At 30.2% G+C, this 13,548-nt stretch carries 17 protein-coding genes and 1 pseudogene; 12 read left to right on the top strand and 6 right to left on the bottom strand.

Translation table 11 applies throughout. The annotated features are described in order from the left end of the window. The first annotated feature begins 135 nt into the window (after nt 1-135). The 3 genes and pseudogenes from RB618_RS18545 to RB618_RS18535 all read left to right on the top strand — a co-directional run bounded on the left by RB618_RS18545 (nt 136) and on the right by RB618_RS18535 (nt 3,661). Nucleotides 136-1,110, top strand: coding sequence for a Gfo/Idh/MocA family oxidoreductase (locus RB618_RS18545; RefSeq protein WP_308070127.1), 975 nt, complete (start codon nt 136-138; stop codon nt 1,108-1,110). Between the two features lie 81 nt (nt 1,111-1,191). After that, nucleotides 1,192-1,851, top strand: a pseudogene (locus RB618_RS18540) (magnesium chelatase domain-containing protein); the annotation flags it as partial. A gap of 37 nt (nt 1,852-1,888) precedes the next feature. Continuing rightward, nucleotides 1,889-3,661, top strand: a complete 1,773-nt coding sequence (locus tag RB618_RS18535) for a recombinase family protein (RefSeq protein WP_308070126.1) — start codon at nt 1,889-1,891, stop codon at nt 3,659-3,661. A gap of 205 nt (nt 3,662-3,866) precedes the next feature. Here the strand turns inward: RB618_RS18535 and RB618_RS18530 are convergent, their stop codons facing one another. Together RB618_RS18530 and RB618_RS18525 are read right to left on the bottom strand one after the other, a co-directional pair. After that, nucleotides 3,867-4,475, bottom strand: a complete 609-nt coding sequence (locus RB618_RS18530; RefSeq protein ID WP_308070125.1) for a hypothetical protein — start codon at nt 4,473-4,475, stop codon at nt 3,867-3,869. Between the two features lie 52 nt (nt 4,476-4,527). Next, a complete protein-coding gene (locus RB618_RS18525; RefSeq protein WP_308070124.1) occupies nt 4,528-5,025 on the bottom strand; it encodes a hypothetical protein in 498 nt (165 codons plus the stop codon). 108 nt (nt 5,026-5,133) lie between these two features. Between RB618_RS18525 and RB618_RS23730 the strand changes: the two genes are divergently transcribed. The 3 genes from RB618_RS23730 to RB618_RS18515 all read left to right on the top strand — a co-directional run bounded on the left by RB618_RS23730 (nt 5,134) and on the right by RB618_RS18515 (nt 7,420). Continuing rightward, a complete protein-coding gene (locus tag RB618_RS23730) occupies nt 5,134-5,355 on the top strand; it encodes a helix-turn-helix domain-containing protein (protein ID WP_374121144.1) in 222 nt (73 codons plus the stop codon). A gap of 455 nt (nt 5,356-5,810) precedes the next feature. Next, the gene (locus RB618_RS18520; RefSeq protein ID WP_308070123.1) at nt 5,811-6,455 is read left to right on the top strand and encodes a hypothetical protein; all 645 of its coding nucleotides are present in this window, start codon (nt 5,811-5,813) and stop codon (nt 6,453-6,455) included. Between the two features lie 287 nt (nt 6,456-6,742). Beyond that, nucleotides 6,743-7,420 (top strand): recombinase family protein, encoded by a 678-nt coding sequence (locus tag RB618_RS18515; RefSeq protein WP_308070122.1) that lies wholly within the window; start codon nt 6,743-6,745, stop codon nt 7,418-7,420. Here RB618_RS18515 and RB618_RS18510 read toward each other — a convergent pair. After that, on the bottom strand, nt 7,417-8,088 hold the full coding sequence (locus RB618_RS18510) for a hypothetical protein (RefSeq protein WP_308070121.1): 672 nt from the start codon (nt 8,086-8,088) through the stop codon (nt 7,417-7,419). The genes RB618_RS18515 and RB618_RS18510 overlap by 4 nt on opposite strands. Nucleotides 8,089-8,251: 163 nt before the next feature. Here RB618_RS18510 and RB618_RS18505 point away from each other — a divergent pair, with 163 nt between their 5' ends. From RB618_RS18505 to RB618_RS18490, 4 genes are all read left to right on the top strand, one after another. After that, complete coding sequence (locus tag RB618_RS18505; protein ID WP_219071431.1) at nt 8,252-8,536, top strand: hypothetical protein; 285 nt, start codon at nt 8,252-8,254, stop codon at nt 8,534-8,536. Nucleotides 8,537-8,635: 99 nt separating this feature from the next. Further along, nucleotides 8,636-9,505: a hypothetical protein gene (locus RB618_RS18500; protein WP_308070120.1), complete on the top strand. Its 870-nt coding sequence runs from the start codon at nt 8,636-8,638 to the stop codon at nt 9,503-9,505. A 1-nt stretch (nt 9,506) separates the two neighbouring features. Then, nucleotides 9,507-9,857: a hypothetical protein gene (locus tag RB618_RS18495; RefSeq protein ID WP_308070119.1), complete on the top strand. Its 351-nt coding sequence runs from the start codon at nt 9,507-9,509 to the stop codon at nt 9,855-9,857. After that, nucleotides 9,835-10,080: a hypothetical protein gene (locus RB618_RS18490; protein WP_219071434.1), complete on the top strand. Its 246-nt coding sequence runs from the start codon at nt 9,835-9,837 to the stop codon at nt 10,078-10,080. Before RB618_RS18495 ends, RB618_RS18490 begins: the two co-directional genes overlap by 23 nt. Before the next feature lie 72 nt (nt 10,081-10,152). Here the strand turns inward: RB618_RS18490 and RB618_RS18485 are convergent, their stop codons facing one another. Both RB618_RS18485 and RB618_RS18480 read right to left on the bottom strand, forming a co-directional pair. Then, nucleotides 10,153-10,359, bottom strand: a complete 207-nt coding sequence (locus tag RB618_RS18485) for a hypothetical protein (protein WP_219071435.1) — start codon at nt 10,357-10,359, stop codon at nt 10,153-10,155. A 48-nt stretch (nt 10,360-10,407) separates the two neighbouring features. After that, complete coding sequence (locus RB618_RS18480) at nt 10,408-10,638, bottom strand: hypothetical protein (RefSeq protein WP_308070118.1); 231 nt, start codon at nt 10,636-10,638, stop codon at nt 10,408-10,410. 152 nt (nt 10,639-10,790) lie between these two features. Here RB618_RS18480 and RB618_RS18475 point away from each other — a divergent pair, with 152 nt between their 5' ends. Next, nucleotides 10,791-11,888 (top strand): IS3 family transposase, encoded by a 1,098-nt coding sequence (locus tag RB618_RS18475; RefSeq protein WP_308070117.1) that lies wholly within the window; start codon nt 10,791-10,793, stop codon nt 11,886-11,888. Between the two features lie 16 nt (nt 11,889-11,904). Further along, nucleotides 11,905-13,068, top strand: coding sequence for an IS3 family transposase (locus RB618_RS18470; RefSeq protein ID WP_308070116.1), 1,164 nt, complete (start codon nt 11,905-11,907; stop codon nt 13,066-13,068). Between the two features lie 12 nt (nt 13,069-13,080). On the opposite strand, the gene RB618_RS18465 is transcribed toward RB618_RS18470, so the two are convergent. Continuing rightward, a complete protein-coding gene (locus RB618_RS18465) occupies nt 13,081-13,374 on the bottom strand; it encodes a hypothetical protein (RefSeq protein WP_308070115.1) in 294 nt (97 codons plus the stop codon). Nucleotides 13,375-13,548 lie beyond the last annotated feature (174 nt).

Below are 13,548 nucleotides of genomic sequence, written 5' to 3'. Positions count from 1 at the left end.
TTTTGATAATTTTTGGGGTAATTGATTGCTATTTTTTGTAGGATAATAGATATTTGTTGTTTAAAAAACGTCTCTTGCATGTTGTGATGGAAATTTTTTAATCTTTTTAACAATTTTGATGATTATAATATAAGAATGGGAAATAGAAGTATAAAATGGGGAATAGTAGGATTGGGAAACATTGCATGTCAGTTTGCATCAGATTTATTATTGATTGAAAATGCTGAACTGACAGCAGTTGCCTCAAGAGATCTTGCTAAAGCTGAGGAATTTGGAGGGAAATTTAATGCTTCAAGAATATACAATTCTTATGATTTGCTTTTTGAAGATTCAGAAGTTGAGATTGTTTACATTGCAACTCCTCATAATTCGCACGCCGAATTATCTATAAAAGCTTTAGAAAAAGGGAAACATGTACTTTGCGAAAAGCCAATGTCTTTGTCTTATAAAGATGCTCAAAGAATGATAGAAGCGTCTAAAAAATATAATGTATTTTTTATGGAGGCATTCTGGACAAGATTTATCCCGTCAGTTCAAGATCTTCTTCAAAAAATTGGCAACGGAATAATAGGAGACGTAAATTATATAAAAGCCGATTTTGCCTTTCACGGAAGTGAAACAGAAAATAAAAGGTTGTTTGATAAAGAACTGGGCGGAGGAGCTTTATTTGATATTGGTGTTTATCCTTTATTTCTGTCTTATGTATTATTAGGAAAACCAAAAGAGATTGTAGCAAAAGCAATCAAGCATAAAAATGATGTCGATCTGCAGACATCGATGATTTTGCAATACGAAACAGCTCAATCTATTTTGCATGCTTCAATAGTTTCTGAATCTGATATGAAAGCCATTATTGCGGGAACAAAAGGTAGAGTAGAATTAAATGCTCCGTGGTTTGTTGCAGATGGTTATTCTCTATTTATAAATGAAGAAAAGGAAGCAACATTTACTTTACCAGCTTTAGGAAAAGGATATTCTCATGAAATAATAGAATGTCAAAAGTGTATTTTGAATAATGAAATTGAAAGTAAACTTTGGTCGCACCAGAATAGTTTGGAGTTGAGTAGGATAGTGGAGGAAATAAAGAATCAAATCCAATTACCTTTTTAGGACTTTATTATTTTGTAATAAAATATTTACATATTAATTATTTTTCATTAGTTTTAAAAACAATTAATGAAAGGATAATTTATGTTAGTAAAAGTTTACGGAAGTGCCGTTTTTGGAGTTGAGGCCACAACGATTACAGTTGAGGTTCATATGGATAAAGGGATTGGTTATCATTTGGTTGGACTTCCAGATAATGCTATAAAAGAAAGCAGTTTTAGAATTGCCGCTGCTTTAAAAAATAACGGATTTAATTTTCCCGGAAAGAAAATTACAGTCAATATGGCGCCAGCCGACCTTCGAAAAGAAGGTTCTTCATACGATTTGACATTAGCAATGGGAATTTTGGTTGGTTCAGATCAGATAAAAGCTCCAGAAATTGAACAGTATATTATTATGGGAGAACTTTCTCTCGATGGAAGTTTGCAACCCATTCGCGGAGCTTTGCCAATTGCTATAAAAGCGAAAGAAGAAGGTTATAAAGGATTTTTTCTTCCAATTCAGAATGTAAAAGAAGCGGCTATTGTAGCAGGTTTAGATGTGTATGGGGTTTCTAATCTTCAAGAAATAGTTGATTTTTTTAAAGGAAATGTAACTTTAGAACCTACAGTTATTGATACACGCGCAGAATTTTATAAAACATTAGATTTCCCCGAGCATGATTTTTCAGATGTTCGCGGACAAGAAAGCATTAAACGTTGTATGGAAATTGCAGCTGCAGGCGGACATAATATTATAATAATATAGTAATCAAATACCATTTTTCATTTATCTTTGCAAAATGAAGAAGGCAATTATATTAGTGAGAGTGAGTACATCTGAACAAGATTTTCAAGCTCAAATACAAGACCTAAAATATTATGGACACTCTTTAGGTTATAAAGAATTTCATATAATTGAAACTAAAGAAACTGCATTCGCTGATTTGAACCAAAAAATTGGGACCACTGAAATGTTCAATTACATTGAACGTAATCCTGAATACAATACTGTCCTGACAACTGAGATTTCTAGGCTTGCAAGAAGACAAAGCATTTTACATTCTATCAAAGAATGGTGTCTAAATCAACAGATTCAAATTTATATAAAAGATTTAGATTTCAAATTGCTTGATGAATCAGGAAAGATAACACAGCAGGCTGAAATGATTTTCACATTGTTTGGTTTGTTTGCTGAATCCGAAGTAAAACAAAAACTTGAAAGGTTTCAACGAAAAAGAAAGGAGTTGATGCAATTAGGTTTGTCAATCAGTGGCAAACTTTTGTTTGGATATAATAGAATGATGACCGAAAGTGAAAAGAATACGCTTGTAATAAATGAAAGTCAAGCTACCATAGTGAGAACAATCTTCAATTGGTATCTTAATGGCTTGGAAAATGTAAAAAATCCATCAATAAAAACAATATCACTTGAATGCATCAAGCGTGGTTTCCATTCTTATACTCATAGTAAAAGAAATGTTAACAAGTTGCTCAAAGAACAAGCATATACAGGTGAGAAAACAACGAACAATAAGCGTAAAAATCCAAAATTTGGTATTGTTTTAAACGAATCCGAATATCTTACATCAGCTAACAAGATTAGATATCCTGTTATTATTGAAGAGGAAATATTCAACAAAGTACAAGACAAACTAAAATCAAATATTACACAAGGTGATAAACAAACTAAACATATTACCTTGTTATCAAAGTTGATAAATTGCCCGTCCTGTGGTCGAAAGTTGCAAGGCAACTACAGAATTAATAAGGGAGAACAAAAAAACAGCTATCGTTGTACTAGCCGAGGTGATTCAAAACCTTGTTCAAGTACTAAATCATTAAGCATGAATCTTATTGACAGTGCTGTTTGGTCATTGATAAAAGCAGATTTGCCTGCTTTATCAAAAGTAATAAATGAAATCAATCCTGATAAATACTTATCTCAACTTGAAAATCATTTACAAAACTTTATTGCTAGAGAAAATGATATAAAAAATGGTATAAATGAAAATATTGAAATCCTTAAATCAGTTAGAAAGCTCAGAAGTTCCAACATACTTGAACTTATAGAAGCTACAGCTAAAAAAATTGAAAATCTTGAATCTGAACTGAATAAAATCCAACAAGAAAAATCTAAAATAGAATCCAATAAGTTATTGATATATGACAAGCAATCAAATGTTGAATCGGTAATCACTGATAATCTTCAAACAATAGAAGGTTCAAAAGAACTATTAAAAAAGTATATAAATAGTTTTATATACTCAATAAACATAATCGAGCACAATGTTAAGCATACTGTTCTTGAAATTGGCTTAAAAGATTACAGCTATTCAAGTGATATTCTCAAAATTTTTCCTATAGTTAAAGATGTAGAATATATCATACTCGACAAAACAGTGACCAGACAAATCAAAGGTGCTTATTACAGGTCAAATTTAAGTTCTTCGATATACACAAATCATTCCTCATTCAGTTTAGGTGAAGTAACTTCAATTATAAAAAATGAATTGAGAGAAAATAAGCTTGAAATAGGAACTGATTTGAAGTTTAATAAATTACAAAATTTATAGAAATATTAAAGATAATTGTGGTCCCAACTCTTAAATATTTTATGATACATTAATAGACTAATGAAATGAATTAATTGCTCTTTAGTTATATCACTAGATGAATATCATTTACACCAAAATTGAGGTAAGGAAAAGAAATACCTTTTCTCAACAGGTTTCTATTCAACAAGAAAAGCCACTTGAATAGAGTGGCTTTTGTCTAATGTTATTTTTTTGGAATAGCTGTAAATGTGCCTTTAGTAATGTTGAAAAATTTTTCTTTTATCTGAGTACCGTTGCAGAATCCAATATTAGAATATCCATTGCTATTGCTTAGGTTACTAATTGTAAATTCTCCTTTTATAGTTTCGCCATCAAAGCTGGTTATTTTAACTTTTCCGACTGTTTCATCACGAACAAATAAGCTGGCAGTTGTATAACATACAGTTGGGTCTTTTGCCAAAGGTAAACCCAAAACTAAAGCTACTTCAATATCAATATCGTATGTCTTATTTACCTGCAATGTCTTATCAGAAGTTATAATGTTAAAATCAGTATAGTGATAGTATTCGTCTGCTTCTCCTTTTATTGAAACGCTTGAGCTAATAGTGTATTTGCTGTCAGCAGTGTTTGTAACCTGTTTCTTTTCCCAAGTAGTTGGAAAAATATCATAATCATTTATTTTTTCATCATGAATTGATGCGTATTCCGTTTTATTATCTAATGTAAAACTGAATGAAGATTTAGTAGAGCTTTCAGAGTTCTCTTGTGATTCATCAGAAGAGCAGTTAACAGTTAAAATTCCGATTAATATTAAAAGTATATTTTTTTTCATTGTTTATATTATGATTAAGATTAAATTTATTGGTATTTATAGAATTGAATTATTAATATTCCCAACCCTTGTCCAGTTTGCCAGTATGAAATCCTTCGCTAGAATTGATTTCTTTAAAAATTAGAGCATTCCCTAACTTTTCGTTATGCTCAAACGTATATGTTCCGTAACTGCAATTTCCAAGTGACCTGATTTTTTTCGCATAAGAGCTTGAACTTTCCGCTTCTTCTTGAATACTGCCAATAGATAAAGTAACAGGAGGCTGTTCAGTCCAATCACTGGTTATGTTATCTGATGAACGTCCTGTATTTGACAGAATCATATTAGATTTCCAGCATCTTATTTGAGTATCTGTTATTTCGAACCTGTAGTATGTTATCAAACCGCCTCTGCTGACAATTTCATCGTGCCATTTTCCCTTGATAAAATTTTCAACACTTTCGATAGAATCAATGTTGCCTCCTTTCTTATAGCTTTTCAGTCCAAAAGCAAAAACTAGGAAAAGGAGAGAAAAAATAAAGAATGTAGTTGGGGTAAAGATTTTTTTCATTTGTTTTTTTGGTTTTAAGTTCATTTAAATTTTGTCAAACTTAACACTAAATGTTTAAATCGGCAAATATGCCGATGATTTAAATCTCCATTATTCGACTTTTGGATAATGTCAGAAGAATTTTTAATAAAACTAGGTCAGAACATTAACATAAGAGCTAAAGCAAAGTTCAAAACTAATTTGGAATTTGCGGATGCATGTGATATAGATGAGGCCAGTATCAGGAGGATTTTAAAAGGAAACCAAAATTTTTCAATTAAAATCTTTTTAAAAATCTGTAATGCACTAGATATTAAAATGTCGGAACTGCTTTCCGAACTCAATATGTAACGTTGATTCTACGGTACTCACAAGCACTTTTTATACCCATTTAAATGTACCAAACGGCTAGATTATGTACCTAGATTAGCCTGTTTTTGCTGATAAGGCCAAATTAAAAGCAAATTAAAATTATAGGCCCATCTTCCTCCCTTTACAGGCAATTACAATACTAAATTCTAGGATTTAAAGCCTCAAATTACCTACCCGTAATATAAATTGTGTACCTATTCCAAACTATACTATCGATGTCTTAAGCGAAAATTCTAATATTTTTTGAGACTTTCCAGACTAGTGTCTCATTTTGGAACGCTTATTCAGACATCTAAAAAAAAAAAAATGAAAAAAAAGTGCCAAAAAGCTACACTTTTCAAAGTTTGATAGTATTTATTGTAAAGATGCTTGACTAACTCTCTTGTATGGAGTTCCTGTATCTAACCAATAACAAGATACTAATCAATTAAGAAATGAAATATGAAACCCTAAAGAAATTTATCGTAAGTACAAAAGCAAGCAAAAGCACTATTTACAGATTCTATAAAAAGAATGAAGACCTATTTTTAGAAACGAAAAAACCAAACAGAGAAAGACTTTTCCCCGTTAACCATGCAAGATACTTCGACAGTGAAATCATGTTCGATGAGAACAAAGCTTTGAGACAGGAAAACCAATCCATGCGAAACCTCATAGATTGTCTGGCTGATAAAGAGAGTCTGCAACATACTTTTTGGCAGATGGATTGGAGTTTTTTCTTCACGGTAGCCTACAAAAAAGACCGTAACAAGACCAGCTGTTTCAAGCAGATGCACGGACTATATGATTATCTTAAACAAAAATACGGTTCATCAACAGAAATCCGACTCTTCTTTACAACTGAGCCATTCCAAAACCGAAAAGGCTGTCACAATCATTTTGTGGTCTACGTTGATGATAAAAAACTTCATAAGCAGATTGTAGCGGATATTCAAGACTACTTCAATTACGACAGAACCGATGTAAGTATTTATGACCGATACAAAGCAGGATTGTTTTACATGTCCAAAGGTGGTCTGAACGGAGAAGATTGGGATTTTATCAGTAACAGCGTAAACACTACAGGAAATGAGAATTAAGCTTAAACTTTCTCAGCTAAAGCAGGTATTGCAGACACAACCGCTCAAACTGCCTATAAGTTTTAAAAGAAAAAATTTTACTGATAAAGAATTTTCAGAGTTTTCACGATTCATACAATCCAAAGAACGAGGTTAAGCACTTCGTTTTTTTTTTCTATCATGACCCAAAAATCCGTGGCCCAGGAAATCCAGGATTTTTCTAGGTCAGTTAAAAAAAAACCTGGACTATTGCAGTGTAATAATTCATAAACGGTCGTTTAAGGATTATTACACCTTAAATTTTGACTATGAAAAAATTTGTATCTTATTATCGTGTTAGCCGAAAAGAACAGGGACTTAGTGGTTTAGGACTGTCTGCTCAGAAAAGCTCGGTTGTAAAATATGTAGAATCACAAAATGGTGTCATTATTAATGAGTTTACTGAAATTGAAACAGGAACCAATAAGCGTGAACGTATAGAAATCCATAAAGCAATTCAATTAGCTAAAAATGAAAATGCGGTTCTGATTATAGCCAAATTAGACCGTTTAGCTCGAAATGTAAATTTTGTGAGCTCACTAATGGATGCTGGCATTGAGTTTCTAGCTGTTGACATGCCATCAGCAAATAATTTTACTATCCATATTTTTTCGGCACTGGCAGAACAGGAAGCAAAACTTATTAGCTCAAGAACTAAACTTGCATTAGCAGAGTTAAAGAATAAAGGTGCATTGCTAGGAACACCAAAGAATCTTAATAATGAGGCAAGGGCCAAAGGTCTTAAGAAAATAAAAGAAAATGCCATTAATAACGATAGGAATAGACAAGCTCAGTTTGTTATTTTAAGCTGTAAAGAAAAAGGAATGAGTTACCGTGAAATAGCTACCTATTTAAACAAATTAAATTTCAAGACTAGATATGGCAATCAATTCTTTGCTACAACTGTTCTTCAATTATACAATAGAATACATACACAATTAGTTTAATTTTTTTTTAAATTGTTTTTTCTAATAATCTCATCAATATAATTAAGTGTCCTTTGTACTGTTTTACTACCATGACAATTTTCATATAAAATTGATGAACCACAAATGCAGTTACGAATACCTGACATAATGTACTCTCTATAATCGGCAATTAATGAGTACAAAGTTTTTACTCCTTCATTAAGTTCATGGGGAAAAATAACTAAATCTTTAATTTCTTTACTATCTCTCCCGTAATGTATAATCAACACATTTAAAATATCAAAAATCATAAAATAATCATCGATAGCTTGCTGTTTTCTATAATTGCAACGGATATTAGGAACATAAATTCCATCATCAACATCATCCATAATAAACAATAACTGAATAATATTTTCTGAATTTGGACAAGATATATCAATATATTCTCCCTCTGGGCTTTCCCAAATAGCATGTTTTTCGGCTTCAATGAAATAATCATTATCATAAACTGACCAACCATATCGAATTTTGCCTTTGGATAATTGTATTTTTTTATTAACGTTATTATAGCAATCACTTGGAACTGAAAATGATTCAGTTTTGATTGGAATAGTAATCAATTCATATTGCCTACCTTCAAACTTTTTTAATAATTGCAGTACAGGTTCTGTTATTTCTGTTGGGCTATAATAATTAAAAAACATAGTAATAATATTAAATTTCGACAAAACAAATCTAATAATTCCAACAAATTAAATATTAGATACTTATAAACATTTTGAACTATAAATAAGTTAGTAAAAGTTACAATTACAAATACAGCATGCTTTTTTTATTCATAAATTAGTAAAAGAAAAAAGATAAAAAATGGATAAAGAAGCAATTAAAAATGAGTTAGTCCGAGAAGGGGAATTGATAATAAATTCTACAAGAAACCCTGTAAAATCTAGCGTAGGAATTAGTAAACTAAAAGCTCTAGCAAATCATCTTGGCACTATAGAAGATTTTACAAAAAAAATAAATTCTAAGTTGAATGAAATTCTGAAAGAGCATAACATAACAGAATTTGAAAGTGAAGAAGAAAAAAATGAGCTTATTCAATACTTAAAACCAACAGTTACCGAGTTGATTAGAAAATATACTTTGGGTTAAAAACAAATTACTGTTAATAATTCCTTTAAAAATACTTAGTAAGGATAATCTTATTTGAAAATTTTTATTACTATTATTGTGAAAAAATATTAACAAAATATGAGTACACCAAACATTAATAGTAATATCGAAGTTTATAAAAGATTACTAAAAGCATTTTCTGTAGAATCTTTAAAAACAATTTTTAATCTTAGTGATTCAAAAGAGAGGCAAGCTGGATTATTAATCAATATTACTAATACACATAATGTTGCAACACTTAATAAAATTATTTTTGATAATTTTTCTTTATTAAAACAATATGTTTATGTTTACGAATTTAAAGGAGTTCTAACAGACACTTGGCTAGACAAGCATCCAGCTTTTATAAATAGCCAAAAAATAACAAATAGCCACTCTATTTTTAATTTGTTGGTTCCTATTGTATACGAGGGCTATAATAAAGCTAAGGGAACTATCGACAAATTTAATTTCTTAGTTCCTGTTCAAATACACAAGAGAAAAACTGTTCTTACCATTCATATCAATATTCTTGAAAGAGATATTTCTACCATTACAACAGATAAAATTATTGGTGCAACTCGTGATTTAAATGACGAAGCTATCTTAAAGACTATAGTTCCTTTCGCAAACCCTATAAATTTATTTAAGTATGATTTAAACAAAGGAATTAAATATCTATGGGATATTGATGAAATAGATGCATTAAAAGTCAAATTTAAAAAAAATGATTCGACATCTCACGAAGTAATGGATGCAGGTAAATTGATAAAAAAACAGATGCCAGTCCTTTATGCTGAATTAATTAAAACACCTATAAGACACACAATATTTCGTATATTGCAAAGGCAAAATCTTGTAAACCATTTTGCTATTGACCCATCACTTGGAATAATAAATTTTTCCGTATACCCTCCATTTTTTAACGGGACCAATGATTTAATTGATTTGATTTTAGTAAACAATTAATATGTTTAGAAAATTTTTTGATAAAAAAGCTTCTATTATTGAAGAAACTAATCCCGACAACATTTCTGTTGAAAATGTGAGAAGTTTTTTTAATATTTCTACCAGATTAGCTAGACTAATCTGCAAATTAGCTGTGCGTCAAGGAATATTTAAAAGAAAATTTGCCGTCGAATGTAAAAATGAATCTTGTGGTGTAATTAATGTTTATGACACCATAGAAGAAATTCCTGAGCATATAAATTGCTTAACTTGTGAAATAGAAGGTTTAAATGACTTTTCATTTAAAACTAGCGAGCTAAATATAGTTGAATATTATCAATACATTGAAGATGGCGACAAAAAGTCAAGTTAATATATATCAAGCATTAACCGACTTAGTTCTCAAGGCGGTCATCGTTATGGCAATTGTAATATGCTTTTTAATTGGTTTTGGTTTTTTAATATACCTGAACTACATAAACCGTCCTTGGCAAAATATGGCATTACTCGGTGCAGTTGATGCTATGCTTGCTTGGTCATTCCCTTATATTTTAAAACATTATTTTCCCAATAAAAATTCAAATAATAATCCATAACTTTATTAAACTCTTGCCTTATAATAAATTATAAAAAGTGTTATAGACTAATTCTAAAATTGAGTTTTATAATTAAAATTCATGGATATCAGGTATTAAGTCAACCAACCATTTTTTAAACTCTTCACCATTAAAATCATCTTCAAAATCAATCGTGTATGCTGTGCCGTCTTTTGTTTGGGTCGCAATATAATCTCCTTTCAAAGCATTAATTTTTCCATTGATTTGTGATTTTTTTACTAGATATTTATCAGGTAAAGTAAATGAATTTGTAGTCATATCTATTTAGTTAAAAGTTTTAAATTCTGATTTTATTATAGAATTATTTCACCCAAGAGGAATCCAATCTATAATTGTTCCGTCACACTCAGGAGCACTAGGGCAATAAATATATTCAATACCATCTTCTTTAAAAACTTTGTAATCACCTACTTTATATATTTTATTGCAGTGATAACATACTATTTCGCTTGTTAGTTCTGGTATACTTGGAGTACCTCCAAAAGGATAGTTTTCCTTGAGATATTTTTCTTTGTCGTTAATAAAAATTTCTTCCATTTTAACAATAATAATGTTTATCAAAACATCAAATTTAATTAATATAAGTTAAAAATAGGAAGTTAAACACCAATATTTCAACCTATTAAGCTTTATTCTTTTTATTATTTCTATTTTTAAATTCACGCAATATAGAACATAAAATAATACAAATGGGAGAACGCAGACTTTACGACCGCAACTTTAAAGAGAAAGCAGTCCAATTAGGGTATAAAATTGGTCTTACAAAAGGCGCACGAGAGCTTGGTATTAAACCTCCGCTTATGACTCGATGGAGACAAGAATTTCTTGAATTTGGAACAGCAAGTTTCTGTGGACGTGGCAACTGGAGATTAAATAAAGAACAAGCAGAATTTTCCAAACTAAAAAGGAAACTAAAAAATGAGCTTAAAGAATCAGAACTTAAGCTTGAAATTTTTAAAAGTGCTAGTAAATACATTTCTGAATCAAACCTTACCATCTATGACTTTATAAAAAAACATTCAGACAAATACACAATTACAAAAATGTGTAAAGTTTTGGGTACAGATAAAACTACATTTGACAAATGGAAAAGTCAGACAATTTCGCAAAGACAGCATAGGGTAAATTTGTTGCAAAAAGAGATAACTTCCATATTTTATGAATTCAGAGAGTTGTATGGAGGTGCAAAAATTACAGCAGAGTTGCAAAGTCGAGGGTTTAAAATAAAAACAGGTCAAGTGTGTATTCATATGAGAAAACTACGTCTTGTTAGTAAGATTAGAAGAAATTACCGACTTAAGACAAATTCACTTAATAGCCCCTATAAATTTCCAAATATTTTAAATCAGCAATTCATATTCGAAGAACCATGCAGGGCATGGATATCTGACATAGCCCGAATCCAAACATCCAACGGATTTTTGTTTGTAACAATTATTATGGATTTATATGACAGAAAAGTTATTGGATGGAACCTTAGTACTGGATTAACTATAAATGAAACAACAATGCCAGCATGGGAAATGGCTGTCAATAAAAGAAAACCAGAGAACGGACTAATATTTCATTCCAATAGAGGTATTCAATATGCTAACAAAATCTTCAGCCATAAATTAGACTCCTATAAGTTTATTAGAAGAAGTATGAGTCGAATAGGAAATCATTCTGACAATGCTGTGTCAGAAAGTTTTTTCAAATCTTTTAAATCTGAATTGGTTAATTTAAATATGCTTTTTACCAGAAAACAAATGCAAGAAAAAATATCTGAATATTTTGAAAACCTTTGACGATAAACTTCAGCCTATGAAAACATACGAACGTACTTTCAAAGTGAATGCAGTTAAATTAAGTTATGAGCGAGGTAAGGGACAACTTGCATGTCTTGCAAGAGAGTTGGGAATATCTCCAGATAATTTGTACAAATGGCGAAAAGACTTTGAAAAATTTGGAACAAGAAGTTTTCCAGGCCCTGGTCACCCAAATTTAACTGCGGAACAAGCTGTAATTACAGACCTTGAAAGAAAAATTAAAGATTCGAAAATTTCTCTTCAAATTTTAAAAAGAGGAACTAAATACGTTTCGCAAGGAAAAATACCGACTAAAAATTTCATTGAAAACAACAAATCTGAATTTACAATTGCTAAAATGTTAGCTGTTCTGGAAGTATCAGAAACAACATATTATAGAAGAAAAAAGCAAGAAGTTACAGATACAGAATCTCGAGTAATTTTATTGAAACAAGAAATTACATCTATATACTATGAATTTAAGCGAAGATATGGATGCTTCAAAATTACAAGAGAGCTTCAAAATAGAGGATTTAAAATAAAAAACTCTTCAGTAAAAAAGTACATGAGAATGTTGGGTCTACGTCGAAAAATTAAAAGAAAGTTTAAGGTCACTACTGATTCATTTCATAATCACTATATAGTTCCAAATGTTTTAAATAAAGAATTTACAGTAAGTGAGCCTTCAAAAGTTTGGGTTTCAGATATAACATATATACAAACAACCAAAGGCTTTTTGTATCTTACTATTGTAATGGATTTATTTGATAGGAAAATCATAGGATGGAATTTAAGTACGACAATGAGCACTAAAGCAACAACTTTACCCGCTTGGGAAATGGCTGTTAATAACAGAAAAATCAATAAAGAATTGATTTTCCATTCTGATAGAGGAGTTCAATATGCTAATAAACTTTTCACAAATAAATTGGATTCTTATAATCGTGTTATCCGAAGTATGAGCCGTAGAGAAAACCATACTGATAATGCTGTCTGTGAAAGTTTTTTTACTTTTTTTAAAGCGGAATTACTTACTGGAAATAAGTTACTTTCAAGAAAGCAAACCAGAGTCGAAGTATACGAATATATTGAAAATTGGTATAATAAAAAAAGAAGGCATTCGTTCCTAGGTTATAAAACAATTGAAGAGTTTAATAAATTAAAAACTGAAAATAAGTGATTAATCAGCATATTAATCTTTAGTTTCCTTCGGCAAATAAATTGTAGGTGTATTTTTTTCTTCATCAGATAAATTCAAATAGTAGTCCGTTATAAAAATCGAGATGCTTTTATCAAGGTCCATTTTATTCATACCCACAAATTCAATACATCTATATATTTCAAAATTGTGGTCAAATAAGACATATATATCATTATTGAAATTGGATTGAAATATTTCATAGCCCTCAATGATATTATATTTCGTTAATTGTGGTGGTTCTTCAGTGCGGATGCTTTTTAATTCAAAATTATGTATTGGTCTCATTTAGGCAAGAATTATCTGTTTATAGCTTTGTAAAGATAAAAAGAATAGTCTCTTGCTAAATAGATGTCGTTGACTTAATTTTCCAACTCATTTATGTCCCATAATTCACAGCTTTCTATTAATTACTATTGAAAATAAATCTTACATTAGCGAAAACATTTCATCTATTTCAAA

The organism is Flavobacterium sp. LHD-85, assembly GCF_030929595.1.
GTDB lineage: Bacteria > Bacteroidota > Bacteroidia > Flavobacteriales > Flavobacteriaceae > Flavobacterium.
The sequence above is the reverse complement of the archived record's forward strand: the minus strand, read 5'-3'. Positions and strand labels throughout refer to the sequence as shown.

What these genes read in the sequence shown, in the direction of transcription:
- RB618_RS18465 (WP_308070115.1), bottom strand. Translation starts at nt 13,374, where the DNA reads ATGAGACCAATACATAATTTTGAATTAAAAAGCATCCGCACTGAAGAA.
- RB618_RS18485 (WP_219071435.1), bottom strand. Translation starts at nt 10,359, where the DNA reads ATGACTACAAATTCATTTACTTTACCTGATAAATATCTAGTAAAAAAA.
- RB618_RS18520 (WP_308070123.1), top strand. Translation starts at nt 5,811, where the DNA reads ATGAAATATGAAACCCTAAAGAAATTTATCGTAAGTACAAAAGCAAGC.
- RB618_RS18530 (WP_308070125.1), bottom strand. Translation starts at nt 4,475, where the DNA reads ATGAAAAAAAATATACTTTTAATATTAATCGGAATTTTAACTGTTAAC.
- RB618_RS18525 (WP_308070124.1), bottom strand. Translation starts at nt 5,025, where the DNA reads ATGAAAAAAATCTTTACCCCAACTACATTCTTTATTTTTTCTCTCCTT.
- RB618_RS23730 (WP_374121144.1), top strand. Translation starts at nt 5,134, where the DNA reads ATGTCAGAAGAATTTTTAATAAAACTAGGTCAGAACATTAACATAAGA.
- RB618_RS18495 (WP_308070119.1), top strand. Translation starts at nt 9,507, where the DNA reads ATGTTTAGAAAATTTTTTGATAAAAAAGCTTCTATTATTGAAGAAACT.
- RB618_RS18535 (WP_308070126.1), top strand. Translation starts at nt 1,889, where the DNA reads ATGAAGAAGGCAATTATATTAGTGAGAGTGAGTACATCTGAACAAGAT.
- RB618_RS18475 (WP_308070117.1), top strand. Translation starts at nt 10,791, where the DNA reads ATGGGAGAACGCAGACTTTACGACCGCAACTTTAAAGAGAAAGCAGTC.
- RB618_RS18490 (WP_219071434.1), top strand. Translation starts at nt 9,835, where the DNA reads ATGGCGACAAAAAGTCAAGTTAATATATATCAAGCATTAACCGACTTA.
- RB618_RS18505 (WP_219071431.1), top strand. Translation starts at nt 8,252, where the DNA reads ATGGATAAAGAAGCAATTAAAAATGAGTTAGTCCGAGAAGGGGAATTG.
- RB618_RS18510 (WP_308070121.1), bottom strand. Translation starts at nt 8,088, where the DNA reads ATGTTTTTTAATTATTATAGCCCAACAGAAATAACAGAACCTGTACTG.
- RB618_RS18515 (WP_308070122.1), top strand. Translation starts at nt 6,743, where the DNA reads ATGAAAAAATTTGTATCTTATTATCGTGTTAGCCGAAAAGAACAGGGA.
- RB618_RS18545 (WP_308070127.1), top strand. Translation starts at nt 136, where the DNA reads ATGGGAAATAGAAGTATAAAATGGGGAATAGTAGGATTGGGAAACATT.
- RB618_RS18480 (WP_308070118.1), bottom strand. Translation starts at nt 10,638, where the DNA reads ATGGAAGAAATTTTTATTAACGACAAAGAAAAATATCTCAAGGAAAAC.
- RB618_RS18470 (WP_308070116.1), top strand. Translation starts at nt 11,905, where the DNA reads ATGAAAACATACGAACGTACTTTCAAAGTGAATGCAGTTAAATTAAGT.
- RB618_RS18500 (WP_308070120.1), top strand. Translation starts at nt 8,636, where the DNA reads ATGAGTACACCAAACATTAATAGTAATATCGAAGTTTATAAAAGATTA.